Below are 23,996 nucleotides of genomic sequence, written 5' to 3' on the forward strand. Positions count from 1 at the left end.
GCCGCCGTCGTACGTGGTCCCGCTTCGGGCTTCCGGCTTCACGCTGAACGGACGGTGGCCGTCATCCGGCGTCACGCCGAACCGACGGCGACCGGCTTCCGGTGCCACGCGGAGCCGACGGCGAAGGCCTCCCGGTGTCCGGGGTTCGTGGTGGGCCGGTCGCGGCGGTCAGGGCTGGTCGTCGCGTTCGTCGAGCCGCCGGTGCCGTGGGCCGTCATCCGGGCGCCGCCGGTCGTCCCGGTCGCGTCGGCCGGGTTGCTCGGTCCCGGCCCCTTCGTGGGTTCCGTCGGAGGGCGTGCCCTGGGTGACGGTGTTTGAGTCGAACCGGAAGTCGCAGTCGAGGCCGATCCGGCTGACCGCGTCCTCCAGGTCCGCCGCCCACCGCTTGGCCTCGGCGCAGCGCTCCGCGTCAAGGGGCGAGGGCGGTCCGGCACGTCGGGTGGCGAGGTCGATGGCGTCGGCCCGGACGGTGATCTCGATCCAGTGGTCCCGTCCCCAGCCGGGCGGGGTGTACCGGGTGCTCCGGACGCCGGGCTCGCCGTCGGTCTCCTGAACATCCCCTCCCCCGGCCTGGTTCCACTCGGACAGTTCGGCGCCCAGGGCGCTGAGCAGCCGGGTGGTGTGCAGGCGCAGATAGTGCTGTTCGAGGGGTTCAAGTCGGCCCTCCACGGCCGCGCGGGCCCGGTCCCGGTCGGCTGCGCCGAGCGGGCGGCCCTCCTCGACAGCCGTGCGCAGCATGGCAACGACGTCCGGGTCGGGCCGGACGGGCTCCACGTCGGACGGGACGTCCGTGGTGAGGAAGTCCAGTTGGGCGGCTGCCTCGATCAGCGCGTCGGCGCGCAGCCGGACGCGACGGCCCGTCTCGTCGGCGAACAGGTGTGCCTCCTCCAGGTGTTCCGTGGCGCCGACGCCGTCCCCGGAGCGGGCGCTGACCAGCGCGTAGTGCAGCGCGGTGACAACCGGTTCGGTGTCCTCGGCGGTCGCGCCGGCGGGCAGTGCGGCCAGCAAGGCGGCGGAGACGGTGGCCACCTCGTCCTCGTCGGCTCCCCGGTCGGGTGTCATGGCGGCCGGGGCGGCCTCGGTGTATGGGACCGACGGAGCGGGTCGGAGGACGGCCCGCCGCCGGTCGGCCAGGACGCGCTGCCACGCCGCGTCCCGGGGGTCGGCCGCGTCGGCGACCGCCGCCGCGCACTCCCACGCGGCCAGCTCGGTCTCGGCCCTCTCGACGGCCCTTTCCAACTCGGCCACCACCTCCCGAGTGAAATCCAGCCGGCAGGCCACCGGCTGGACCGGCGGCGGCAGCGGGGACGCGGGTGGCAGGGGCGAGCCGGGCGGGTTACCGCGGGCCGCGCGGGCGAGGCGCGCGGCGAGCAGGGTACGCCGGGCGTTGACGCGGGTGGCGGCGAACGCGGCGCTCTCCCACTGCCGGGAGGCGTCCCGGGACGCCTCTTGCCGGCGCAGCAGGCAGCGCTGGTCCTCGGCCGCGCGGACGGCGGCGTGCGCCAGAAGTCCGGTCGCCGCCATGGCTGCCCGACCGGCCAGCAGCGCCCCGCTCATCGCGCCGAGCGCGACGGCAGCCGGGTGCAGCAGTTCGTGCAGCACATGGGCCACGCCGTGCGCGAGATGGTCGACGGCGCCAGAGACGTCGGCGAGGGAGGCGTGCGGCACCTGCCCGGCGACATGGCCCACCGAGGTCCCCGACACCTGGTGAGTGGCGTCGACAGCGGAAGAGTGCGGGATCTGCTGGGTCACGTCGGTAACGGACGGGTTCGAGAACCGGCTGCCCAGGTCGGTGGTGGAGAGAGGCGGCGGGCTGTCGAACCCGTAAGTCGGCCAGACGTCCGTAAGGGTGGTGTATCCCTCGGCACTGCTCACGCGGTCCTCCTTCCGGATACGGCGGCGGGGGCCCGGGTGCCCCGGTCGGCGGCCCGCAGGGCGCGCTGGCGGCGCACCTCGCGGTCCCAGGCGTGGTGGCGGCGTACCGTCCACACGGCGAGCGCCGCCACGGTGCCCACCGGCCAGAGCCACGGCGCCCACAGCAGGACATAGGGCAGCACGACCAGGAACAGCACCGCCATCAGCACCCCGGCGGCCAGCCGTGCCCAGCGACCGCTGAGGACGAACCGGGCCGGCCGCTCCGCGGTTCCGATGACGAGTCCGGCCAGCGAGTGGGAGGGATGGTAGCCGGGCGGTCCGATACGGACGGCGATCCAGAGTTCCAGGGCGTGGACGGCGAGCGCCCCGGGCATGGCCAGCAGCCAGCCGATCAGGACGGCGGACTGCGGCGCCCGTCCCGCCGCGTCAGAGAGGCCGATGAGGAACCCCCAGGGGGCACACACCAGTACGGCGCCGAGCACCGCCCAGCCGAGGTTGGGCAGCATGTCCAGGCGGCGCATCTCCCTGCCCAGCCCGTCGCTGTCGGCGGCCAGGGCGGCGGCGGCCTGCTGCTGACGGCGTTCCTCCAGCCGCGCGTAGCCGCGCCCGGCGTCGTCCTGGGCCAGGCGGAGGAGCAGCAGGGCGGCTGCCGGGCGCAGCGGTTCATCGACCTCGTCGAGCAGCCGTTCGAACCAGGGCACCGAGACGGCGAGCCGGCGCGCGGCGCGGTGGGCCTGCTGGGTCCAGCCGCCGGCTGTCTGCGGGAGCCTGGCCAGGAGCAGCAGCCGGGCGTCGACGGCGGTGTCCCGGTTGAGTGCCGAGCGGACCGCCCGGCGGCGCAACCGGGGTTGGCGCATGGCGAGTTCGTCGGTCTGCGCGTCCCAGGCGTCGCGCAGTCGGCGCCACTGGGTCTCGGTGGCGGCCAACTGTTCGCCGCCTGGCCGCACGGCGAGGGCGGTCAGCAGTCCCGGGTGTGCGAGCGCGACGACCAGGTCCGCGGCGTCGCGGTCTCCGGCGGCGGCCTGCCGTACCAGCTCGGGCAGTTGGTGCCCTTCCAGGCCGATCCCGTGCCAGGTGACCGGCAGGTGCGGGCCGAGGCGGTTGAGCAGCCGGGCGAGCCCGACGGGGCCGGGGGCCCGGTCCAGCAGGGCGCGCACATCGGCCGGGTCGTCGCCTTCGGCCGCCGAATCCGCATTCCTGGTGGTCGCAGCGAGCGTGAACTGCTCGGCCCAGTCGGCCAGTTCGGTCCGGCGGGCAGTGGAGGAGAGCAGGCGGGCGGCGCTCGGGTGACAGCGATCGAGCGCCTCGGCCAGTTCCTCGCGATCGCTGTACTCCTGGCCCATGAAGGCGAAGGGTCGTATGCGCGGGGCCGGTCGGGCGGCCGGTGCGTGCGCGGCCGTGGAGCCCCGGGTGACCGGCACGGGGTCCTCCCGCTCGGGGGCGAGCCACTGGCCGACCTGGTCCGCGCCCCAGCGGTGGCGCAGGGACCGGGTGAGCAGGCCCTCGCACAAGGCGCGCAGCCGGGGGTCGCGGATTCCGCCGAGGTCGACGTCCTCGGTGCTGACGCGGCGCAGTACCAGGCCGCGTTCTCGCAGCCGTATCGGGTGGGCGCCCAGGGCGAGTTCGGCGATCACCATGCCGAGGGACCACCAGTCGACGCCGGGGGCGACGGTCTGGACGGCTGCTGCGGCCTCCGGCGCCACATAGAGCGGTTTGCCGACCCAGTGGCGTGGCCGGCCCTGGTCCGACGGCGCGGCGGCGCCGATGTCGACCAGGACGACCCGGGGCTCTCCGCCGGGGCCCTCCCGGACGACGATGTTGTCCGGCGCAACATCGCGGTGTACCAGGCCCTGCCCGTGCAGGGCGGTCAGCGCGCGGTGGAGCTGGGCGACGACCTCACCCACGCGCTCGGCCGGCAGCGGGGCGCCAGTCCGTTCCTGGTGGCGTTCGCGGTATCCGGCGAGCGTGGACTCGCCCTCCGACGGACAGACCTCCCACACCATGCCGGGCGCCCGGCCGTGGTCGAGGACCTGGGTGAGGTGTGGGTCGAGCGGATCGCTCAGCACGCGGTGGACTCGCGGATCCGGGGCGAAGAAGTGGTGGTAGCCCTTCCATACCAGCGGGACGCCGGACGCCCGGAGCCGTGGTTCACGCTCCATCACCCGCAAGACCACGGCCTGGGCAGGACGCGGCTCGCCGGTGCGGCCGGCGCCGAGTTCGGCCAGTCGCTCGAAGCGCGCGCGCAGCCCCGCGGGCAGGTCGTGCAGGGCCTCTCTCGCCTCACGGCCGCGCGCCGGGTCGGGTTCGACGTCCGGGAACCGGTCGGTCGGCGGCACGGCGTTCTCGCCGGGACCGCCCGGCCCCGGCATGTTTCCGTCCCCGCCCGGTACGCCGTCACGTGGTGTTTCGGTCGTCATGCAATTCCCCCCGCCGAACGAATACCACGCGGGAGAACCCATCCGGTCACCACTGTAGAACCTTTATCAATTCTCAATCTTTCAGTGGATAGATAAATGCAAGGCGGGTGATCAAAAACGAATGAATCTCGTCGATAATCGAAAGAGAAGCGGCAATTTGTTCGCCCGCGCGGTCCTCGGCCGTCTCCGGCATGCCGATCGCGTGAAAACACTCCACGTCCCGCCGGACACGGCCCTATCGTGCAGGTATGGGACTGGCACACCGCCCCGCGGCGCCCTTCGGACTTCCCCCGCACCACCAACTGGTGGCCGAACTGCGCGCGTTGCGCAAAGCCGGCCTGCCCCGGGTACGGCAGGTGCCACACCCCGGACTGGACGCGGCGGCGACCGCCGCCGGTCTGCCCATCGGCCCTGGCGAACCCGCCGCCGGGATCGAGCGCCTGCTTCGGGCGGCCGTCCGCAGGCTCGACGGTCCGACTCGGGCCCCCGCGGATCCTGCTGACACCCAGCCGGTCGGCGAACTCGCCCGCGCGGCGGCCCACTCGTTCGGCCTCCTGGGTCCCGGCTCCGAGGTGGCGGGCGAGCGCCGCAAGGCGGCGGCGGCCGTCTTTGGGGTCACCACGGAGAGCTTCCGGCACCGCCAGGAGCGCCAGGTCATGGACCGGCTGGCCGACGCCCTCCTCGACCTGGCCGGCGCGGACACGGCGGCGTCCCCCGACGGCCGCACCGGCCGGGACGGCCCGCCCCGGGCCCGGCCGGCCAGGATGACCGGCCCGCCGGTGCACTACGGCGCGGCCCCCTCCGCCGGCCCGTCCGCGCACCCGCCCATCCAGGTGCACCTCAGCCCCATCGAACTCCTGCGGGGCATAGACGTCCTGATCTCCTCCGAGAACACGTATCTGGCGATGTCGAAGATCTTCAGCAACACCGTCTCCGGCGCGCTGCGCCGCGCGGCGGCTGTGCGGGACGAGACCAGCGCGGTGGTGGACGACCCGCTCGCCCGCGAACTGGGCGAATGGCTGGCGCGGCACGGGCGCGGGGGCCTCCAGGTGCCTCCCGGCACGGTGGTTTCCACCGGACCCGGGGCGCTGGCGCGGCGCGGGGTCCGCCGGGTGCTGCACGCGGCGGTCGTCGTCCCCCGCAGGGACGGCGACGGCTATGAGACCAACGAACGGACGGTGGCCGACGCCGTGGCCGCGGCCTTCCGCGTGGCCGCAGCCGAACGGGACGCGCACGAACCTCCATTGACGTCCCTGTGCTTCCCGGTACTGGGCGCCGGACGCGGCGGGCTGGCTCCCGAACGGGCCGCCCGCTGGCTGCGCTGGGCGGTCGAGGAGGAGTTGGGCTCCGATCCGCGCTGGACGGTCCACCTGGTCACCCGCACCCCCGTGCTGGTCCCCCTGCTGCGGGGCGAGGAGCAGCGGGACTGACGAGTCATCAGGGACGCCAACTCGGTGACGAAATCGGCAGACCATGCTGCGCCCCCTCCCTCTTCCAGCGGGCCAGTTCGCCGGGGCGTGGGATGCCGTACCAGCGTGTCGGCCAAGTGCCGTCGGGTGCCCGGCGGCCCACCACGACCTGGAGCCCCTCGTGTCGTTCCCGCTCGCGGGTGAGGTGGGGGCCGTACCGCAGCCGCCCCAACTCCGTCCGTGGGTGAATGCGTTGGTTGGCCGAGCCTCGCCAGACCAGGTACGTCGGCTCGGCGATCCGGAACCGGCCGGTGACCACGGCGTCGGCCGGAGCGAGCGCAGCCCGCCGCTCATCGGTGAGTTCGTCCTCCTCGTACCCGGTGTAGACGAGCAGATCGGGCGCGCCGCCGTCGGGCGCGGGGCGTACCCAGGGCTCCCGGCGCAGCACGTCGGCACCCCGTAGCAGCGCGCCGAGCGGTGCGGGCTGCTCGCATGGTTCACCCCCGCTCACGGTGAGCCCCTCCGCCCCGTGCCACAGGGCCCGTTCCCACAGCTCGAGCAGCTCGGCCACCGGGACGCGGGTACCGCCAGCCGGGTCCCAGGTGTGCCGTGACATGCACCCTGGGCAAGCCAGCGGGCACCCCTGCGTCCAGACGCCGAGGCGTACGCCGGGCCCCAGGGCCAGCAGCGGCAGATGGACGCCGCTGACATCCAGCCGTTCCGCCATGTCCACGTGTTCCCTCCCATGTACGCGGGGGGAAAAGTATTCGCCCAAGGCCGCGCCGGGGCAATGCCGATACGGTTCCGTACCGTACCGGAAGCGCACCGAATCCGGACTCCGGGGGGGACCGTTTTCCGCCCCCATACGGGTACGGCTTTTTCGCTTCTCGCGCATGTACTTCATCACATTTTCCGCTACGCTCATTCGCCCTGGCTTCCTGAATTCACGTCACCGACCTGTCGACGTACGGAAAGCCGATCTTTCTGCGCCCTGGGGAGGGCACATCCACACAGGGGGACCACCAATGAGCACCAGCCGCGGCTCCACACGCACCCTGCGCGCCTACGGACTCGACCTGCGCAGCGCGCTGGGCAGTCGTCGGCGCGGACGGATCGACGCGAGCCGGCTGCGGGTGACGGTCACCGAACTGTCCCCCGACTCGGCGGAGCTGATCACGCCGTACGTCCAAGAGGTCCGACTCATCGCCGAACTCGCCGCCAACGACCTGCGCGGACGCCTGCTACGCGACCGGCGTGCCCTGGTGGCGGGCATCCACTCCGGCGCCGTCGCAGTGGTCACCCAGTACGAGGTGCGCCGTAGCCCGTCCCCCGCGCTGCTGGACCGGTGGGGCCGCTCGGTCGCCGAATGGCGCACGGCCGCCGCCCACTGCCGTACCCGCGCCGAGACCGTCACCGGCTGCGCCAACCTGCGCCTGGCTCACTACTGGGACGCCGTGTGGCAGCGGCAGTCCGGTCGCGACCGCAGCGCCCGGATGCGCCCCCCGGCCTGGCTGCCGGGCGCGGTCACCCTCGACGCCGGCTGGCAGGACCCCGACGCCTGGCTCGCGGCGGCCCCCGGCGCCGACTCCGCGCTGACCGCTGCGCTGCGCGTCCTCGACACAGGACACACCTCGGGCCCCGGCCGCGCCGCGGCCTGACGCCCCCGGCCACCCCCACTCATACCGGGCGGCGCTCCACGGGCGCCACACCACGCCCCGCCCCGGCGTCCGGCCCGACCCACCTCACCCCCGCCGTGAAAGCGAGTCACATGAAGCCATTCCATCCTGCGCGCGTGTCCCGGGCCACCCGGCCTTCCGGCGGGTACCGCGCTCCGGTCCGTTCCCGGGTCGCCCTGCTGGCCGCGCTGGCCCTGGGCCTCACCGGCTGCTCGGGCATGCCGTGGTCCGGCGGCGACAAGAGCGCGCGATCGGTGCCCTGCGGGGTGGTCGTCGACGGCTCCGGCTCCGGCACCAGCGACACCACCGGCGTCGACGTCAAGAAGAAGCTCCAGCAGACGCTCGTCCCGTTTCTGGAGGACCGCCACTGCTCGTCGCTCGCCTACGCGCCCGTGACGGTATCGTCCTGGACCTCGTCCTGCCGCCACTCGCCCGTCGACCTGAACCCCAAACCGGCCTCGGACACCTCGGACCCCGATGTGCTGCGCCAGCGGGCCCGGATCACGGCGATCAATGCGGCCGCCGAGATGCTCGACTGCGCCCGGGGCCAGAACGGTTCGGACGTCCTCGGTGCCCTCGCCCGCATCGCCCAGACCCTGCGCGAGAGCCAGGGCACCGCGGCGGACGGCGCCGCCGTCCTCGCGGTCAGCGACTTCGAACAGGCCGATCCGGAGTTCCGTATCTCCAAGGAGTCCGTGACAACCGCCACCGAGCGCACCAAGGCCGTGAAGAAGCTGCTGAACGGCCGCAAGCTCCCCGCCCTGCGCGGCATGGACCTCTACACGGTCGGCTACGGCAAGAGCCCGACCCGCAAGCCCTCCACCTATGAGGGCTTCGACCAGTTCTGGACCGACATCCTCACGACCCGGGCGAAGGCGCATGTCCACCACGACTACGAGTAGTGACCCCGAAGAGCCCGCACCCCGGCGCTCGACCATCGACCACGTACTGCGCCGCGAGGACGGCTCACGGCGCCGGCCCTTCTCAGCCTTCGGCCGCCAACCTCGCACCGGCACCGACCGGCGGCGGATGCCCCTGGTCCTCAGCGACCGCGCCCAGCGGCAGCTTGTCGACCGGGCCCGCCGACAGGGCGCCGAGGACGGTGACGGCCGTGGGCTCGATGTCGTCGTCCTCTCCAGCGGCGTCCTGCCTCCCTACGCCGCCGAACTCGCCGCCCGCCGCGACCTGGTGCGCGACCTGATGGAGGAGGAGGCCGCCGACGACGAGACCCGCGCCGCCCGCGAGGACGCGGACGCCCGCAACCGGATCGTCCGGGAGGAGGCCGGGGTCGCTCTCGCCCAGACCCGGCTGGTGGAGGCGGAGCACGACGTCCGGCGCGCCCGCGAGCAGCTCGACCTGCTCGCCCATCGCTCGATGCGCTGGCAGCGGCTGCGCGACGCGGTGCGCGAACGTTTCGAGCGGTCCCGCTTCGGCGCCCCGGCACACCCCGACACCACCGGGATCAAGGGCGGCCCCGGCGCCGGACCGCCCCTCGACCACGACTCCGACGACGATGACGACGAACTCTACGACCGGTCGTTCCGTCCACTGGCGGCCGATCCCGACCCGGCGGCGCCCGCCGCGGGCACCGTCCCGGCGTCCGTCGAGGGCTGGGAGGGACTGCGCGCGCGGGCCGCGATGCCCGAACGGCTGGTCCTGCTCCTGCTCGCCCTGGTCTTCGCGGTCGAAGTGCCCATCTACTGGGTGGCGTTCCGGCCCTTCCACGGCGTGGGCTCGTCCGGCTCGGGCCTCCTCAACACGACGCTGGCGCTCTCGGTGGCCATGCTCATGCTGGCAGTGCCGCATCTGGCCGGCCGCGCGCTGCGCGAACGCGGTGCGACGGGAGCCAGCCGCCCGGCCGCCCCCGCCGCCCTGCTCTTCCTCTGCGTCTGGGCGGCCTGCACGGTCGCCCTGGGCGTCCTGCGCGCCCGGACCGTCCTGGCCAAGGAGCCGGTGGAGCAGGCCACCGGCGCCGCCGCCGGATTCGACGGCCTGTCCACCGACGTCCCCAGCCTCGCGGACCGACTCGACCTCCAGCCCCAGACCGTCTACTGGATGTTCATCGCGCTCCTGCTGCTGTCCGGCGGCATCGGCTTCCTGGCCGGGCTGCTGCGCGAGCACCCGTACGTCGACAGCTTTCGCTCCGCCCTGGAGCGCCGCGCCCAGCGGGGCGGCGAACTCGCCGCCGCCCACGCCCGATTGGCGGCCGTGCGGGCATGGGTGGACTCGTCCGGCGACCGGGCGGACCAGCGCAGGCGGGCCGTGGACGCCCGGCTGCGGGCCGCGGACGAGCTGTACGAGGTGGCGGCGGAGGCCCACCGGCACGGTCTCACCTCGGCGGCGGCAGATCCGGCGATCACCGAGGCGGCCCACAAGCGGACCGACTCCGGAGCACCGCTCCTGCCCCCAACCACCACCCGGCGCCCGCCCGCACCGCGCCGCTGACCCGTCCCCGCGCCCGTTCCGTCCGGCCGCCTCCCACGAGGTGCGGCCGGCGGGACGGGCCGGCGCGTTCCCCGGCACGCGACCCCTCCGTCCGCACAACGCACCGACGGCCGATCAGTGACCGGCTTGGGGACCTCGCGGACCATCCTCTGGGCGGTGACCCAATTCTCGCCGCCGCCCTGCTCGACCGGGCCGAGCACCGTGACCAGACCGGAGTCCTTCAGGAGCTGGACCCCGGCGTAGGGGGTGGCGTCGGTCCGGCCCCGGCCGACGCCGTCGGTGACGCGGACCGAGGCGACCTCGGCGGCGCGGGCGATCCCGTCCTCGGCACTATGCCCGTGCGGCCCCGGGCTCAGCCGAACGAACCCCTTTCGGGAGGATGCCTTCTTGTACGACAACTCATCCGAACAAAGCCAGGACCTGCGGTTTTCCTTGATCGCAGAGGCCTCGGTCAGTACCGAACCAGCACCGGGATCTCCTCGGGATGCCGGAGGCCGACTTGGCGTTCCGCGACGGACCGTGTGACGCTCCAGCCGGGCTCGACCAACGACTACGGACTGTATTCACTGCGGGTGTCGCCGGTCCGCCCAGGCCCCCTCTCAGGCGTGTCCAACTCGCCATCATCGACGACGCCGAGGCCGCCACCCGGATCGGCCGTGGCACACCCGGAGGGTGTGTCAGCAAGCGTGCTGTTGAGCTGCTGGACACCCGGGAGCTGGTCTGGGCCTTGTGCCCTCGGCCCTGGCGAACGTCTGGGCCAGGGACCGCTCGCTGCTTCGGTCCATGCCCCAGAGTCGGCGGATCCGGCACGGGGCGCTCGGCGCTGGGTGGCCCGGCCAGTACCTGGGACTCGGTACCTGCCTGCGCACGGCGTGCCCGCGCAGGACCTGCCCGCTCAGGGCCTGCTCGCAACGGTTGCGCGGGGGGTGCGGCGTGGTGTGATGGTTGTGGGACCGCTGAAGATCGGTTCCTCCCTGTTCCCCCCCACGGAAGAGGCACATCATGTCTACGGAAACGCCTGCCAAGCCGCTGAGCGGCCGGGTCGCCGTGGTCACCGGTGCGTCGAGCGGCATCGGCGAGGCGTCGGCCGAGCACCTGGCGGAGCTGGGTGCCGCAGTGGCGGTGCTGGCACGGCGCGCGGACCGGCTGGATGACGTGGTCGCCCGGATCCAGAAGGCCGGCGGCACCGCGCTGGCGATCACCGCGGACGTCACGGACGAGGCGGCGGTGCGGGCCGCTGCCGACCGGGTGGCGGCCGAGCTGGGCGGCGCGGACCTGCTGTTCAACAACGCGGGTGTGATGCTGCCCGCCCCGGTCGAGGAACTGGCCACCGACCAGTGGAAGCACCAGATCGACCTCAACATCACCGGCCTGATGAACGCCATCGGCGCGTTCACCCCGCAACTGGTCTCGGCAGCCGGCGAACGCGGTGTGGCCGATCTGATCAACACCTCGTCGATCGCGGCGCAGAACATCTTCCCGAACTTCGCCGTCTACTCCGCCACCAAGGCGTACGTCACCCATCTCTCGCGTCACCTGCGGGTCGAGCTGGGCCCGAAGAACGTGCGCGTGTCGGCGATCGAGCCGGGCATCGTCGGCACCGAGCTGCAGAGCCACGTAACCGACGACGGAGCCCTGCAGTGGCTGGACGGTTCCAAGGAGACGATGGAGTGGCTCACTCCGCAGGACATCGCGGAGACCATCGGTTTCATCGCCTGTCTGCCGCCGCGGGTCAATCTCCAGCAGCTCACGATCATGCCCACCCGACAGCCCAGCTGACCACGGCGTGACGGGGTCCGCCCGTGCCGTAGGCGGGTCCGAACGGGTTGCCCGCCGGTTCGGGAGTCTGCGCCTCGGGCGCGGTACGGGGGCACCGCGGCGGTCAGCTCTCGACTCTCTCGGATCTCTCGGACACGGCCGCCGGTCCCTTCGCCACGGTGCTTGCCTTGCGGGTGCCGGTTGTGGCGAAGGGCGAGTAGCGCGGTACCCAACGCAGCAGAGCCCCGGCCGCGAGGATCCCCACGCCGCCCATCGTGGCGATGCCGGCCGCCAGACTGCCCAGAGAAGCCGCGGCCGACACGATCAGGGGACCGCCCGCGCTCCCGGAGTCGGCGCACAACCGCCAGACGCCGAGGAACTGGGAGCGGGTTCGGGGCGGCGCCACATCCGCACCCAGAGTCATCAGGATGCCGCTGCCGATGCCGTTGCCGAAACCCATGAGCATCGCCACCACGGTCAGCGAGACAAGGCTGTGGGTGAGTGGCAGACAGGCCATGGTCAGCCCCAGGACGAGCATCGAGGGCACGGCGATCCACAGCCGTCCGGCTCGGTCCATGACCTTCCCCGACGGATAGAACGTCAGGGTGTCGACAAGTCCGGCTATCCCGAAGACGACACTGGTGGACGACGGACTCTGGCCCAGGTGTTCGGCCCAGAGCGGCAGGACGGCCTGCCGGGTGGCGCGGACGGATCCCACCAGCACGACGGCGACGCCGAGGGTCAGGAAGACCTTGCGCTGAGCGCGTACGACCGTGCGCACCGAGACCGGCGCCGAGCCGGAGGGACCCCACGTCGTGGGCTCTGCGACGTCCGGCACGATCAGGAGGACCACGGCGGTCACGGCCGTGCACAACAGGGCCAGCCAGTACACATTCCGGACCGGGCCGACCGCCAGCACGGCCGCACCGATGAACGGGCCGATGAACGCGCCCACGCGCACCATGCCGCCGAGCGTGGAGAGCGCCCTCGCCCTGAGCTCGACGGGGATGACCTCGGTGAGGTAGGCCTGCCGGGCAAGGTTGAACACAGCGTTGGTCGCTCCGGTGGCCGTCGCCGCGAGCCCTAGTTGCCAGACGCTCCTGGACAGGGCGCCCCCGGTCAGCGTCACCGCGGTGATCCCGGCGGCGATCAGCATGGCCTTGCGGTCGCCGACCCTCGCCGCCAGAGCTCCGGCCGGGACATCGCCGAGGATCTGCCCCACACCGAGCAGGGCCAGCACGAGGCTGGCGGTGCCCACCGAGGCGCCGAGCGCTCTGGCGCTGAGCGCGAGTACCGGCGCGAGTGCGCCCACGCCGATTTCGAAGATGAGCGTGGGCAGGAAGACGGCCGGTATGAGGCTTCGCAGCGATACGGGAGAGGAACTCATCGCCTTCTGTCCCTGCCGAGGACCGCGGTGGCTGTCGACGAGACGGCTCTGTCCACGGCGGCAGGTGCGGCGGCCCGAGGCGAGGCGGTGGTCAGGGTCGATGCAGATGACATGGAAAACGTACTACCAGGTCGTGCGCTGTGGAGTGGGTGGGGTGGCGGCTACTCCCTCGCGGACCGGGGACGGTTCCGGGCCCGCAACTCCGCGTTCTGCGGGAGGATTTGTCGCCGGGCCCGCGACTTCGGACGGACAGTCCCATCGCATCGTGATCAAACTCACGAGTGGCCCTGAGGAGACCCTGTCGCCGCAGTCTTCGGTGCCGATGCCCGGCAGTGCCCTTCGTACGCCCTGGAGCGTGCCCGTCTGGCTCAGCGGTTCGGAAACGCCGCCGACAACCCGATGGGCGAACGTCGTCGGTACCCGACCGACATGACGGATGCGGAGGGGGCCGGCGTGCACCCGTTGCCGCCGATGACAGCCCCCTGGCCGCAGGGGACGCCCCCCGATCGCCCTCCACCGTTGCCTTCGCGTCGGGGCGGGGCCGGTCGGCGGTGTCCGGCACTCCGCGTCACAGCTGTTCGCGTACGCCGGGTTCACCGAGAAGCCCGGGTGGGGCGGCGCTGAGTTTGCCGTTCATCGCACCCACTGCCTCACCCCGCCGCAGGAGCGGAAGGACGGCGCGGGGCCAGGCGTTTTCGATCAGCAGGGCGAAGCCAAGGTAGGCGGCGGCCAGCGCGGCGGCGCACGCTACGCACCCGGCCGCGCGTTGCAGGCCGGAGGATCCTGTCAGGACGTAGAGCCCGTCCAGTACCGCTCGGACGGAACACAGGACGAGGACCGCGGCGACGAGGGGCTTGGCGCGTGAGGAGACGACCGCCACGCCCGCGACGACGACGCCGAACGAAATGGAGAACAGGCCGAGCACAGTAGGTGTGGATCCGGGAAGGCTGACGATGTCGAGGAGGCCGAAGGCCAGCCAGCTCGTGGTGAACAGGCCGAGCGTGGTGGCCCCTACGGTGTCGCGGCCCAGGAAGGCCATGACGGTGGCGATGAGCTGGAGCGGGAAGGCGTAGCTGGCCAACAGGACGCCGACCAGCAGCTGTTCGTTCTCCACCCAGCCGAGGCTGTCGGCAGCCAGGACGATCATGCCCAGGGCGAAGGCGAGGTATCCCAGGGGAAGGCTGGTGGCGATCGGCCTCAGCATCACGCGGGTCCGGGGCGCGCTTGTTCCGTGGGAGTGCTGGTCCGGTGAGGCGTGATCGGGTTCACGCGGCGGCGCGGTCATTGTCTTCTCCGGGCATGGGTGTGGCGGGTGGTCAGGAGTGCGTTGGGCGACGTCCTCGACGGCCGGTGGCGGTGATGCCGATCTCGTCGAGGGCGACGTCGGTCAGCGACGGCGACGGGTCCTCCCGCGCGACGAGGTGGGTGAGGGCGTGGCCGGGCAGAGAGATGCACCGTCCGGGTGATACCGATGACGTCCATCGCCCGTGGGCCCGACGCCACCGCGGACGCACTCCCGTGCGGAGGGCGTACGCCTGTGCGGGACCCGCGCCCGGCACGCGGCGCAGCAATGGCTCGACTCCGAACAGGCCACCCGCGAGCGGTGGCCCGGACGTCACCGCCCGGCACGACCTTCTGCGCGCCGGACGCGGATCCACCGGCTGCGATCACCTGATACCGCCGGAGAGGACACTTGATACCGCCGGGGAGGAGGGGTGAGTCACGAGGCCCTGGATACGAGTGCCCGGTACTCCACGTCGGACAGGTCCGTGGCCGGAACGTAGACCTGGACGCCCTCGAGCAGGTTCTGGAGCGAGCTGTAGCCGGAGGAGTGCGCGGCCTTCTCCTCGGCCGTCGCCCGTGCCGGGCACCAGGAGATCAGCACCGTCTTCTCCTGTCGGGCCCCGTCCGCCGATGCGAAGAGCAGATCGTGGACAACGTAACGGGGCTCATTGACCGGGAGTGCCTTCAGCAGTTCGTCGTGGGTCAGGTTCCCCTTGGCGTCGAAGACGACGGTCGTCAGGTTGTCGCTGAGCCGGTAGATCACCGTGTTGATGTCGCGCCTGCCCTTCAGCTCCTGGAAGGCGCTGATACAGCTGTCGTCCACTGGGATATGTCCGCTCACGACGGGTCCTTCTGATCATGGGGAGAACAGGCCGAGCGGCTCAACGAACCGGCTCCCCGTGAGGTTCTGGGCCGCTTGCCCTGAGCACCCGTTCTGCTGGATATGCCAGTGCGGCCCGATTCGACCGCATCGTCGACCCGGCAGCCGTGGTCGGACCGACGGGGAAACCCTTCGACCCTCTTCGAGCTCCTGCCGACTGCTGTGGAGGCCCCGTTGAAGTTCCACCAGGGACGCCCGCTGTTGGAGATGTACAGCTCGGATGTCGGGACCGGGGAGAAGTCCTCCTCGGTGACGCCGAGGTCCGTGGCCGGCAGTCGCGGCGGAAGGGGTCGGTCAGGGGTACCGGGGTGCGCGCTCAGCAGCACTCGCCGGTCGAGGGCTCCTCGGCGGCGGCAGCGGCGGGGGTGCTGATGCCGATCTGGACGAGCTCGGGGGCCGGAGCGCAGCAGCCTCCCTCGTGGTCCTGTCCGGCGGCCGGGGCACCCGTCAGTCCGCTGCCGCCGCATACTCCGGTCTCCGGGAGGGTGAGTTCGACGCGGTCGGCGGATTCGAGGTCGCCGGCGATGGCGGCGGTGACGGAGCGGACCTGTTCGTAGCCGGTCATGGCGAGGAAGGTGGGGGCCCGGCCGTAGGACTTCATGCCGACCAGGTAGATGTCCTGTTCGGGGTGGGACAGTTCGCGGTGGCCGTGCGGGTAGACGGTGCCGCAGGAGTGCTGGTTGGGGTCGATGAGCGGGGCCAGCGCGAGGGGTGCTTGGAGACGTTCGTCCAGGCCGAGGCGGATCTCGGAGAGGAAGGTCAGGTCGGGGCGGAGGCCGGTCAGCACGACGGCCTCGTCGACCGGGTCGAGACGGCGGCCGTCCTCACCCACCAGAACGAGACGGCCGTCGGTATCGCGGTCGATGGCTTCGGTACGGAACCCGGTGACGGCGTCCGCATACCCGTTGTCCACGGCGGCCTTCGCGGCGAGCCCCAGGGCGCCGCGGGCGGGGAGTTCGTCGGCTTCGCCCCCGCCGAACGTCGAGCCGCTGATGCCGCGGCGCAGGATCCACACGGCGTGCGTACCGGGCTCGTCGTCGGCGAGGTCGGCGAGGGCGGCCAGCGCGGTGAAGGCGGAGGCGCCGGAGCCGATGACAGCGGTGCGCCTGCCCGCGTAACGGGCCCGCACCACCGGGTCCTCGAGGTCGGGCACACGGTGAGTGATGCGGTCGGCTGCCGCCTTCTCCCCGAGCGCGGGCAGGCCGCCGGCTCCGGCCGGGCCGGGTGTGGTCCAGGTGCCGGAGGCGTCGATGACGGCTCGGGCGAGGACGCGCTGCTCCGCGCCGTCAGCGGTGGTGAAGTGCAGGACGAAGGGCTGCTTGTCCCGGTCGGCGTCGACGACGCGGTCGCGTCCGCTGCGCGAGACGCCGGTGACCTTGGCGCCGTAGCGCACGTGGTCGCCCAGGACATCGGCCAGCGGCTGGAGGTAGAGCGCGGCCCACTCGGCGCCTGAGGGGTAGGTGTCCGGGGCGGGCTTGGTCCAGCCGGTCGGCGCGAGAAGCCTTTCCGCGGCCGGGTCGGTGACCTCGCCCCAGGTGGAGAAGAGCCGGACATGGCCCCACTCGCGTACCGCGGCCGCCGCGGCCGGCCCGGCTTCCAGGACCAGGGGCTCGACGCCGCGCTCGACGAGGTGGGCGGCGGCGGCCAGTCCGGCCGGTCCGGCTCCGATGACAACGACGGGAAGCTGGTCACTCATGGCGGAAGGTCTCCTCGGACACGGGGTGTCGGCAAGTGGTGCGGGAGCATCGTTCAGCGGGCCTACCGGTAGGCGTGAGGGCTTGCCGGGATCGCTGTCGGACGGGGGTGGCACGGCAGGTGCCGTCGCGGGCGTGGCCGCAGCTGTTCTGGCAGCAGGTTGCGGGGCACGGCGTCCCTGACAGACCTTCTGTTCCGACGCATATCGACGCCTATCGATATACGAAGCTTGTCACTCGTATCGATGAGTGTCAACATAGACACATGTCGAATTCCCGGATGGTGGAGCTCCCGGTGCTGACGCCCGAGCCGGTCGTCCCGTGCTGCCCGCCGATCACGTCGGCAGAGCTGTCCCAGGCCGACGCGGAGAAGATGGCCGCCATGTTCAAGGCGCTCTCGGACCCGGTGCGGCTGCGCCTGTTCTCCAAAGTCGCCTCGCACGAGGGCGGCGAGGCGTGCGTGTGCGACATCCAGGACGTCGGTGTCTCGCAGCCGACCGTCTCCCATCACCTGAAGAAGCTGCGCGAGGCCGGGCTGCTGACCTCGGAGCGGCGCGGCACCTGGGTCTACTACCAGGTCGCTCCGTCCGTGCTGGCGGCCATGTCCGCCCTGCTCGACCTGCGTACCTGACCCCCGCGCCTCGGGAGGCGTGCGACGGCCCGGTTCACGCCGACCCGACGGGGGCGACGGGCCCTTCCGCAGCATCCACCGGGGCGCCATGGCCTTTGCCGAGGGCAGCTCCGCGGGCATCCGCGACGCCGACAGCCACGAGGACGGCCTGCCTGAACTGCCCGAGCACGAGGTGCTCGCACAGCTCGCGGCGTTCAGCGTTCTCGCACGCTGGATGGACACGGCGACCCTGGTGACGGTCCGAGACGAGCACGTTCGGGCGGGACTCTGCGCACGAGTCGGTACGCGCAGGTTGTCGGTGCCGCAAGCTCGCTAGCCGTTGCGATCCGTCGCGTCGCCTTGCGAGAGCGGGAGCAGGCCCTGAAGGACGAGGCTGGAGAGCGCGTCGGCCATGCTGTTTCTGTCCTGTTCCGCCGTCGGCGATGCGGCGGGGTTCAGCCGGTCGGCGATCGGGTCCTGCGCCAGGGCCAGCGCGGGACCCGTGACGGCGAAGTACAGGATGTGCGTCGGCATATCCGGAATACGGCCGGCCGCGATGAGGCTGCTGATGGTCGGCTCGATGCTGTCCCAGAACGGCTTGATGAACCGCTGGTGGAGATAGTCCAAGCGGCCGGAGTCGCGAGTCGACTCGTCCGATATCAATCGGTTCATCGCCGAGGCCTTGGCGGACAGCCGGTAGAGCTGAACGATCACGTTTCTCAGACGGTCATCATCGTCACGGCACTCCGCCATCCGATGGTTGAGCTCGGACTGGACGCCCAGTAGCGCGAAATCCACCACGGCGCACCAGAACTTCTCCTTCGAACCGTAACGATCATTGATGAAGTTGTGGCTGGCTTCGAGTCGCCGGGCCAGCTCCCGCATGGTGGTCGCGGCGTATCCCAGTTCGGCGAAGGCATCGAGACCTCGCCGAAGGATCTCGCTCTCCTCCAATTGCACGGGAGCGTACTTCCCACGCACCGGTGATTCCATCGCCTTTTGCGTTCCGCCGGTCACTCAGGCGTCACCCCGCTCGCCACCAGTAGATCCGATCTTGGCCGTTCACGCGCACTGTCCCGTCGAGGACACCCCCACGGATCCGACGGGCCGCCGAGCGAGTCGACGGCCGCACCCGCTGCGTGAGAGTCAAGTCTTTCATGCCGATTGCGGGCTCGAACACAGTCGCTTGACGCTTGTCAGGCCGAACCGCATGCTTGACACGTCAAGCATATTCGGGTTCACCAGCCACCGACCCACCGGTCAGGAGTGCCCTACGACTCCGAAGAAGGCCCGCGAAGGAGATCCGGCCCGGTCAGGGCCAGGTCGCCGAACGGATACCGGCACACGGCTGCTCCGCACACAACCACAACGCACATTGCACGGACCAGGAGAAATTCCATGGGAAATCTGGACGAGAAGGTAGTGCTCATCACCGGCACCGGAGGAGGTATGGGTCGCGTCGCGTCGCTGATTTTCGCGCGCGAAGGCGCCAGGGTCGTCGGGTGCGACATCCAGACCGATGCCAACGAGGAGACGGTCGAACTCGTACGACGCGCGGGCGGTGAGATGACAGGCATCGCACCGGTGGACCTCACCGACCCGGACCAGGTGCAGCGACTGGCCGAGGAGGCCGTCGGTGCCTACGGCGGGCTCGATGTGGTGTACAACAACGCGGCCATGCAGCGCTTCGGTCCCATGCCGGACTTTTCCATCGAGGACTGGCGGGCGACGGAGGCCGGCGAACTGGACATTCCCTTCTTCGTGTCGAAGTTCACGTGGCGGCATTTGGTCCAGCGCGGTGGCGGCGTCATCATCAACGTCGCTTCGGAGGCCGGCCTGATCGCAGGCTCGACTCCCCCGATGGTCGCGCATACCGCGGCCAACGCAGGTGTCATCGGAATGACGCGACAACTCGCCCTGGAAGGTGCCCCCCATGGAATCCGTGCGGTGGCGATCAGTCCCGGCCCGGTCCTGACCCCGGCCAGCGACCGCGACCTCGGTGACAACCAGGCGGCCCGGGATGCGATCACCAGCAAGACTCTCCTCAAGCGCTTCGCCCAGCCCGAAGAAGTCGTCGAGCTGGCGGCGTTCCTCGCTTCCGATCGGGCGTCCTACATCACCGGCGCCAACTACGCGGTCGACGGCGGAGCCAGCGCCTGGTAGTGCCACCCACGAAGAAGTCACCGGTCGCTGCACGTCGCACTCGCCGGAGTGGCGCGACACGTGACGCTGCTGGACTTGAATCGGGTGATGCGGAGGGTGACGAGAAGCGGTGTGCGGAGGTGGCGGAAGAGCTGCGCGATCTCATGTCCGGCACGAGGTCGGGGCGGTACGGGATCCCCTTGAGCCAGTGTTTGACGGATCAAGGGGATCTCACCGAGGTCGGCGGCTGCCAGGTTGCCCAGGTCACGGCGGCGCGAGGATCCTCTAGCGTCTCGCGTCATGACGGTTCTGATCATCGGCGGTAGCGGGTTCCTGGGCACTGAGCTGGTCCGCCAGTCGGCAGCGGCCGGACACACGACGGCCGCGACCTTCGCGACGAGGCCCGGTGGCACTCCGGGAGTCACCTGGCACGCTCTCGACCTGCGGGACTCCGAGCGCATCGAAGCAGTCGTGACCGCGGTCGGCCCCCGCCTCGTCGTCAACGCGACAAGCGGCGGATCCGACTGGGCGGTTACAGCCGAGGGCTCCGTCCGCCTGGCTATGGCCGCGGCGAAGTACGGCTGCCGCCTGGTCCATGTTTCCAGCGACGCGGTGTTCTCCGGCACTCGCGTCCACTACGACGAATCCTGCCTCCCGGACCCTGTCACCCCCTACGGCGCGGCCAAAGCCGCAGCCGAGACAGGAATCCGGCTCGTGCACCCTGATGCCGTTGTCGCCCGGACCTCACTGATCATCGGCGACCGGCGGTCTGTACACGTACGCACGGTGCACGACCTCGCGAACGGCACCCGAAGCGGCGTCCTGTTCACCGACGACATCCGATGCCCCGTCCATGTCGCCGACCTGGCCGCCGCCCTGCTGGAAATCGCGGCCGGCGACGCCGCCGGCGTTCACCATTTGGCAGGAGCCGACGCCGTGAGCCGTCACGAACTCGGAACCCTTGTCGCAAGGCGCGACGGGCTCGACGCCTCCCGGCTGCCCGCGGACCTGCGGGCCACCAGCGTGCTTCCCGGGGCGCTCGACGTCCGCCTCGACAGCCGCGCCACCCAGCGCAAGTTGCACACCACGTTGCGCGGCGCCCGGCAGTTCCTCGCCCTGCAAGCTTGAACGCGTCCCCAAAGCCGCATCCCCCCGCAGGGCAGAAGCGCGGCTTCTTCCAGGCGCAGAGAGCGGGCGTCCGACCGGCCGATCGACCTGTCCGGCGCCCCTCATCTCTCCGCCGCCTGTAAGACGGAGCCGTTCATGGCCGGAGCAGGAAGTTGTCGGCGGTCAGTTGGGGGTCCTCCGTCACCGCCGTACCCAGCACCAGCAGGGGAATGCCGTCGGACAACTCGCGATGCCGCAGTCGCACGAAGCTGTCGTACACACCGCTGCTGACCCGGAGTTCACTGGGAAACAGGCCCACTTCCTCGAGCGCGAGCAGCTTGGCACTGGCGTGGTCGAGTACCGAGCAGATCCACCCGTCCGTGTTCATCCGGCCTCCTTGGTCGTCGCCGTCGAGTACGCGGATCCTGTCGTCGGGGCCGTGGACGCCGCCGAACGCGCCGCGTACCGCTCCGACTTCCTGTGTGGACGGACCTGGCCCCATTTTTCGGACCACACCGTTTCGACGCCGTGGTCAGAGGTCGAGGACAAGACGAGCGCCTTTCGTTCCGGAACAACAGATCATCATGGTGTCTCCGGCGATCCGTTCCTCCGGTGACAGAACGGTGTCGCGGTGCTCCGGTTCGCCCGAGAGCACGGGGGTCCGGCAGGAGCCGCAGATACCCTCCATACAGGAGAAGTCGACGGTGACACCGGCGTCGAGCACCGCGTCAAGTATCGTTTCGCCAGGTGCGATTCCCAGGGCTTTCCCGGATCGCGCGAGCTCGACGGTGAAGCCCCCGTCGACGGCGGGCGGCAGCTCTCCACGGAACCGTTCCAGATGCACGCGTTCCGGACCGATTCCGTGGGTCGCCTCCTCGAAGTCGGCCAGCATCGAAGCCGGTCCGCAGCAGTAGAGGTGGGTTTCGCCGGAGGTGTCGGCCACCAAGGAGGCGATCTTGAGCGCGCGTGGCCCGTCCTCGTCGGCGAAGTACCTCCGCAAGCTGCCCGCACCCGAGTCGGCGAGAGCGCACAACTCGGGGAGGAACGCGGCGGCGTGGCGTGAACGTGCCGCGTAGTGGACCTCCCAGGACGCCCCGAGCTCTGTCAGCCGGCGCGCCATGCTCAGGACGGGCGTGATGCCGATACCGCCTCACGACCGCCGGGATGACGCCCGCGCGGCAAAGGACTCTGTTGCGAGGACTCGAAGAGGTCGAGCACAACCTGGCCGCCGGTCACGGCTCCCCCGAGCACGAGCCCGTCCGGTCCCAGGACGATGGTGCGGGGGGTGTCGACTGACCATCCGTCTGGTCGACCGAGGTGTCAGGTTCAGTCGGCGGCCAGCGGGTGCGCGGAGGCGATCCGGGACCGTGTCCGGATGGGCACTGTCAGGGCCTCGTGCGGCGCGGGGGACGGCTGCCGCGCGAGAGCCGACGCAAGCCCCAACGCGTGGAGTTCACCGAACTGATGCGTGTCCATGACGTGTGGCACGGAGTCGTTGCCGTGACGGCCACAACGGGTGGGGTCTTCGACTGGTCGTACTCGACGTACGGAAAAGCATCGAGCGCGCAGTGCGAACCGGGCCGCCGATGCCCACTCGGTGAATGACACGAACGGGGAATGAAATGTCACGGATGATGCGCGTGGTGCAGGGCGCGGCAGCGGCGGCCGTGAGCGCCGTCGCCCTCACGGCTCTGGCACCGGCGGCGTCGGCAGCACCCGCCACCGCGACCACGACCGCCGCCTACAACGGGGCCTGCGGCACCGGCTACAAGACCGTCAACTCCACGCCGGTCGGCGACATCGGCACGGCCTACCTCACCTACAACTCCGCCACCGGCAAGAACTGCGCGGTCGCCGTCCGGAACGTCGCGGGCGAGCCGGTCTCCATGGACCTCTTCATCCGGCGCAGCGGCGGCGAGATCTACGACGACCAGGACGGCGGCGTCTACCGCTCCTACGTCGGCCCCGTATACGTCGGCGCCGCCGGGTCCTGCGTGGACTGGTGGGGCGCGGTGGACGGAACGCACTTCGGAAAGTACGGCACCAACTGCGGCTAGTGCCGCCGCACCCACCCGCCTCGATCCCGCCGCGGACGCGGACGCCCGTCCGCGTCCGCGGCGGGATTTGTCCGACCGGACCTGCCAGGGGCCATCCCGGCCCCTGACGCACTCCGTCAGCGACCGCCTTCCCACGGGCGGCGGCCCTGCCCCCACCTGCGTCCCTTTCGCGCGAGGCGACCGTTTGCTACTTTTACCTTAATTCAAATGAGATATTGCACTAGTGCAATTCTGCGCACCTTCGAACCCCAGGGACAGGACGGCCCACCCGCCCCGTCCACGAAAGGCCGACCGTGTACGTTCCGCGATATTTCGCCCCCACCGACGAGGACGTCCGGCAGTTGCTGCTTCGCCACGGCGCCGCCGACCTGATCACTGTGACCGAGGACGGCCTCCAGGCCACCCTGCTGCCCTTCGTCCACGACCCCGAGGCCGGTGCGCACGGCTCCCTGATCGGGCACATGGCCCGCAACAACGAACAGTGGCAGCAGCCCCCGGCCGGCCAGGCCATGGTCATCGTGCGCGGTCCCGACGCCTACGTCACACCCACCTGGTACCCGTCCAAAGCCGAGCACCACCGCCAGGTTCCGACCTGGAACTACATCACCGCGCACGTCCACGGGGACCTGGTCGTCCACGACGACCCCGCGTGGGTCGAGGACCAGGTACGCCGACTGACCGACAAACACGAGGCCGCCGCCACCACCCCGTGGTCCGTCGACGACGCTCCGGCCCCCTACATCCAGGGCCAACTGCGGGCGATCGTCGGTGTCGAACTCTCCATCACCCGCATCGAAGCCAAGTTCAAACTCAGCCAGAACCGCTCCCAGGGCGACATCAGCGGTGTCGTCCACGGGCTCCGGAGCCGCGGCCAGGGCCTTGACGACGCCGTCGCCGCTGCCGTCCAGGCCCACCGTCCGGGCCGTTGAGGCGACGTCGGCGAGGGCGAGGGCCCCGTACCGCCGTGACGTCACGCCGCCTGCCGGCCCGCGGCCGTCCCCTGTGGGCCCGGTCCCGGGCGACCGCGGGCTGGGAACACGAGAACGGCGCCGTGCCGCGGCAGGGCGTACCCGGACCGCGCGGCCCCACAGGTCCCGTGTTCCGCGTCCCGTCGGGCGCCGCCGGCCCCGTCGACTGACCGACGGCCGTGGCCTCCGCCGCGTCCTTCCCTCCGGGGGGGGCCGGATCCCGTCCTCGCCGCCCGTACTCGCTCCATCCGGTAACTGCCTTCCCTCACAGGCGAGTTGGGGACCAT

Annotated in this window: 21 protein-coding genes; 11 read left to right on the forward strand and 10 right to left on the reverse strand. The window is 71.3% G+C overall.

Annotated features, from left to right (window positions below; genetic code table 11):
- Positions 1-168: 168 nt before the first annotated feature.
- Positions 169-1,875 (reverse strand): hypothetical protein, encoded by a 1,707-nt coding sequence (locus OHB41_RS07175; protein WP_266697103.1) that lies wholly within the window; start codon positions 1,873-1,875, stop codon positions 169-171.
- Positions 1,872-4,292 carry a protein kinase domain-containing protein gene (locus tag OHB41_RS07180; protein WP_266697104.1) on the reverse strand — a complete coding sequence of 807 codons (2,421 nt, stop codon included), beginning with the start codon at positions 4,290-4,292 and terminating at the stop codon, positions 1,872-1,874. The genes OHB41_RS07175 and OHB41_RS07180 overlap by 4 nt, the downstream gene beginning before the upstream one ends.
- A gap of 248 nt (positions 4,293-4,540) precedes the next feature.
- Here OHB41_RS07180 and OHB41_RS07185 point away from each other — a divergent pair, with 248 nt between their 5' ends.
- Complete coding sequence (locus OHB41_RS07185) at positions 4,541-5,722, forward strand: macro domain-containing protein (protein ID WP_266697105.1); 1,182 nt, start codon at positions 4,541-4,543, stop codon at positions 5,720-5,722.
- 7 nt (positions 5,723-5,729) lie between these two features.
- On the opposite strand, the gene OHB41_RS07190 is transcribed toward OHB41_RS07185, so the two are convergent.
- On the reverse strand, positions 5,730-6,428 hold the full coding sequence (locus OHB41_RS07190) for a 4Fe-4S single cluster domain-containing protein (protein ID WP_266697106.1): 699 nt from the start codon (positions 6,426-6,428) through the stop codon (positions 5,730-5,732).
- A gap of 298 nt (positions 6,429-6,726) precedes the next feature.
- Here OHB41_RS07190 and OHB41_RS07195 point away from each other — a divergent pair, with 298 nt between their 5' ends.
- The 4 genes from OHB41_RS07195 to OHB41_RS07210 all read left to right on the forward strand — a co-directional run bounded on the left by OHB41_RS07195 (position 6,727) and on the right by OHB41_RS07210 (position 11,601).
- On the forward strand, positions 6,727-7,359 hold the full coding sequence (locus OHB41_RS07195; protein WP_266697107.1) for a hypothetical protein: 633 nt from the start codon (positions 6,727-6,729) through the stop codon (positions 7,357-7,359).
- Between the two features lie 134 nt (positions 7,360-7,493).
- Positions 7,494-8,279: a hypothetical protein gene (locus OHB41_RS07200; RefSeq protein ID WP_266697108.1), complete on the forward strand. Its 786-nt coding sequence runs from the start codon at positions 7,494-7,496 to the stop codon at positions 8,277-8,279.
- On the forward strand, positions 8,257-9,822 hold the full coding sequence (locus OHB41_RS07205) for a hypothetical protein (protein WP_266697109.1): 1,566 nt from the start codon (positions 8,257-8,259) through the stop codon (positions 9,820-9,822). The genes OHB41_RS07200 and OHB41_RS07205 overlap by 23 nt, the downstream gene beginning before the upstream one ends.
- Positions 9,823-10,824: 1,002 nt before the next feature.
- Positions 10,825-11,601, forward strand: coding sequence for an SDR family oxidoreductase (locus OHB41_RS07210; protein WP_266697110.1), 777 nt, complete (start codon positions 10,825-10,827; stop codon positions 11,599-11,601).
- Between the two features lie 103 nt (positions 11,602-11,704).
- Here the strand turns inward: OHB41_RS07210 and OHB41_RS07215 are convergent, their stop codons facing one another.
- The 4 genes from OHB41_RS07215 to OHB41_RS07230 all read right to left on the reverse strand — a co-directional run bounded on the left by OHB41_RS07215 (position 11,705) and on the right by OHB41_RS07230 (position 16,827).
- On the reverse strand, positions 11,705-12,967 hold the full coding sequence (locus OHB41_RS07215; RefSeq protein WP_266697111.1) for an MFS transporter: 1,263 nt from the start codon (positions 12,965-12,967) through the stop codon (positions 11,705-11,707).
- A 568-nt stretch (positions 12,968-13,535) separates the two neighbouring features.
- Positions 13,536-14,252 (reverse strand): GPR1/FUN34/YaaH family transporter, encoded by a 717-nt coding sequence (locus OHB41_RS07220; protein ID WP_266697112.1) that lies wholly within the window; start codon positions 14,250-14,252, stop codon positions 13,536-13,538.
- 435 nt (positions 14,253-14,687) lie between these two features.
- Positions 14,688-15,092: an actin-binding ADF family protein gene (locus OHB41_RS07225; RefSeq protein WP_266697113.1), complete on the reverse strand. Its 405-nt coding sequence runs from the start codon at positions 15,090-15,092 to the stop codon at positions 14,688-14,690.
- A 355-nt stretch (positions 15,093-15,447) separates the two neighbouring features.
- Positions 15,448-16,827, reverse strand: a complete 1,380-nt coding sequence (locus tag OHB41_RS07230; RefSeq protein ID WP_266697114.1) for an NAD(P)-binding domain-containing protein — start codon at positions 16,825-16,827, stop codon at positions 15,448-15,450.
- Between the two features lie 263 nt (positions 16,828-17,090).
- Between OHB41_RS07230 and OHB41_RS07235 the strand changes: the two genes are divergently transcribed.
- Both OHB41_RS07235 and OHB41_RS07240 read left to right on the forward strand, forming a co-directional pair.
- Positions 17,091-17,456 carry an ArsR/SmtB family transcription factor gene (locus OHB41_RS07235; RefSeq protein ID WP_266697115.1) on the forward strand — a complete coding sequence of 122 codons (366 nt, stop codon included), beginning with the start codon at positions 17,091-17,093 and terminating at the stop codon, positions 17,454-17,456.
- Between the two features lie 88 nt (positions 17,457-17,544).
- A complete protein-coding gene (locus tag OHB41_RS07240) occupies positions 17,545-17,772 on the forward strand; it encodes a hypothetical protein (protein WP_266697116.1) in 228 nt (75 codons plus the stop codon).
- On the opposite strand, the gene OHB41_RS07245 is transcribed toward OHB41_RS07240, so the two are convergent.
- Positions 17,769-18,452 carry a TetR/AcrR family transcriptional regulator gene (locus tag OHB41_RS07245; protein WP_266697117.1) on the reverse strand — a complete coding sequence of 228 codons (684 nt, stop codon included), beginning with the start codon at positions 18,450-18,452 and terminating at the stop codon, positions 17,769-17,771. The genes OHB41_RS07240 and OHB41_RS07245 overlap by 4 nt on opposite strands.
- Before the next feature lie 405 nt (positions 18,453-18,857).
- On the opposite strand from OHB41_RS07245, the gene OHB41_RS07250 reads away from it, so the two are divergent.
- Both OHB41_RS07250 and OHB41_RS07255 read left to right on the forward strand, forming a co-directional pair.
- Positions 18,858-19,598, forward strand: coding sequence for an SDR family NAD(P)-dependent oxidoreductase (locus OHB41_RS07250; protein ID WP_266697118.1), 741 nt, complete (start codon positions 18,858-18,860; stop codon positions 19,596-19,598).
- A 279-nt stretch (positions 19,599-19,877) separates the two neighbouring features.
- Positions 19,878-20,705, forward strand: a complete 828-nt coding sequence (locus tag OHB41_RS07255; protein WP_266697119.1) for an SDR family oxidoreductase — start codon at positions 19,878-19,880, stop codon at positions 20,703-20,705.
- Between the two features lie 133 nt (positions 20,706-20,838).
- Here OHB41_RS07255 and OHB41_RS07260 read toward each other — a convergent pair whose 3' ends face one another.
- A complete protein-coding gene (locus tag OHB41_RS07260; RefSeq protein WP_266697120.1) occupies positions 20,839-21,072 on the reverse strand; it encodes a hypothetical protein in 234 nt (77 codons plus the stop codon).
- A gap of 144 nt (positions 21,073-21,216) precedes the next feature.
- The gene (locus tag OHB41_RS07265; RefSeq protein ID WP_266697121.1) at positions 21,217-21,804 is read right to left on the reverse strand and encodes an iron-sulfur cluster-binding domain-containing protein; all 588 of its coding nucleotides are present in this window, start codon (positions 21,802-21,804) and stop codon (positions 21,217-21,219) included.
- Between the two features lie 511 nt (positions 21,805-22,315).
- On the opposite strand from OHB41_RS07265, the gene OHB41_RS07270 reads away from it, so the two are divergent.
- Positions 22,316-22,741 (forward strand): spore-associated protein A, encoded by a 426-nt coding sequence (locus OHB41_RS07270; protein ID WP_266697122.1) that lies wholly within the window; start codon positions 22,316-22,318, stop codon positions 22,739-22,741.
- Between the two features lie 293 nt (positions 22,742-23,034).
- The gene (locus tag OHB41_RS07275; RefSeq protein WP_266697123.1) at positions 23,035-23,670 is read left to right on the forward strand and encodes an FMN-binding negative transcriptional regulator; all 636 of its coding nucleotides are present in this window, start codon (positions 23,035-23,037) and stop codon (positions 23,668-23,670) included.
- Positions 23,671-23,996: the final 326 nt, after the last annotated feature.

It is taken from the genome of Streptomyces sp. NBC_01571 (genome assembly GCF_026339875.1).
GTDB lineage: Bacteria > Actinomycetota > Actinomycetes > Streptomycetales > Streptomycetaceae > Streptomyces.

Bases quoted from the DNA above. Each gene is read 5' to 3' on its own strand.
- OHB41_RS07215 (WP_266697111.1), bottom strand. From the start codon at position 12,967: ATGAGTTCCTCTCCCGTATCGCTGCGAAGCCTCATACCGGCCGTCTTC.
- OHB41_RS07195 (WP_266697107.1), top strand. From the start codon at position 6,727: ATGAGCACCAGCCGCGGCTCCACACGCACCCTGCGCGCCTACGGACTC.
- OHB41_RS07185 (WP_266697105.1), top strand. From the start codon at position 4,541: ATGGGACTGGCACACCGCCCCGCGGCGCCCTTCGGACTTCCCCCGCAC.
- OHB41_RS07210 (WP_266697110.1), top strand. From the start codon at position 10,825: ATGTCTACGGAAACGCCTGCCAAGCCGCTGAGCGGCCGGGTCGCCGTG.
- OHB41_RS07260 (WP_266697120.1), bottom strand. From the start codon at position 21,072: ATGAACACGGACGGGTGGATCTGCTCGGTACTCGACCACGCCAGTGCC.
- OHB41_RS07240 (WP_266697116.1), top strand. From the start codon at position 17,545: ATGGCCTTTGCCGAGGGCAGCTCCGCGGGCATCCGCGACGCCGACAGC.
- OHB41_RS07205 (WP_266697109.1), top strand. From the start codon at position 8,257: ATGTCCACCACGACTACGAGTAGTGACCCCGAAGAGCCCGCACCCCGG.
- OHB41_RS07235 (WP_266697115.1), top strand. From the start codon at position 17,091: ATGTCGAATTCCCGGATGGTGGAGCTCCCGGTGCTGACGCCCGAGCCG.
- OHB41_RS07255 (WP_266697119.1), top strand. From the start codon at position 19,878: ATGACGGTTCTGATCATCGGCGGTAGCGGGTTCCTGGGCACTGAGCTG.
- OHB41_RS07230 (WP_266697114.1), bottom strand. From the start codon at position 16,827: ATGAGTGACCAGCTTCCCGTCGTTGTCATCGGAGCCGGACCGGCCGGA.
- OHB41_RS07270 (WP_266697122.1), top strand. From the start codon at position 22,316: ATGATGCGCGTGGTGCAGGGCGCGGCAGCGGCGGCCGTGAGCGCCGTC.
- OHB41_RS07190 (WP_266697106.1), bottom strand. From the start codon at position 6,428: ATGGCGGAACGGCTGGATGTCAGCGGCGTCCATCTGCCGCTGCTGGCC.
- OHB41_RS07220 (WP_266697112.1), bottom strand. From the start codon at position 14,252: ATGACCGCGCCGCCGCGTGAACCCGATCACGCCTCACCGGACCAGCAC.
- OHB41_RS07180 (WP_266697104.1), bottom strand. From the start codon at position 4,292: ATGACGACCGAAACACCACGTGACGGCGTACCGGGCGGGGACGGAAAC.
- OHB41_RS07265 (WP_266697121.1), bottom strand. From the start codon at position 21,804: ATGGCGCGCCGGCTGACAGAGCTCGGGGCGTCCTGGGAGGTCCACTAC.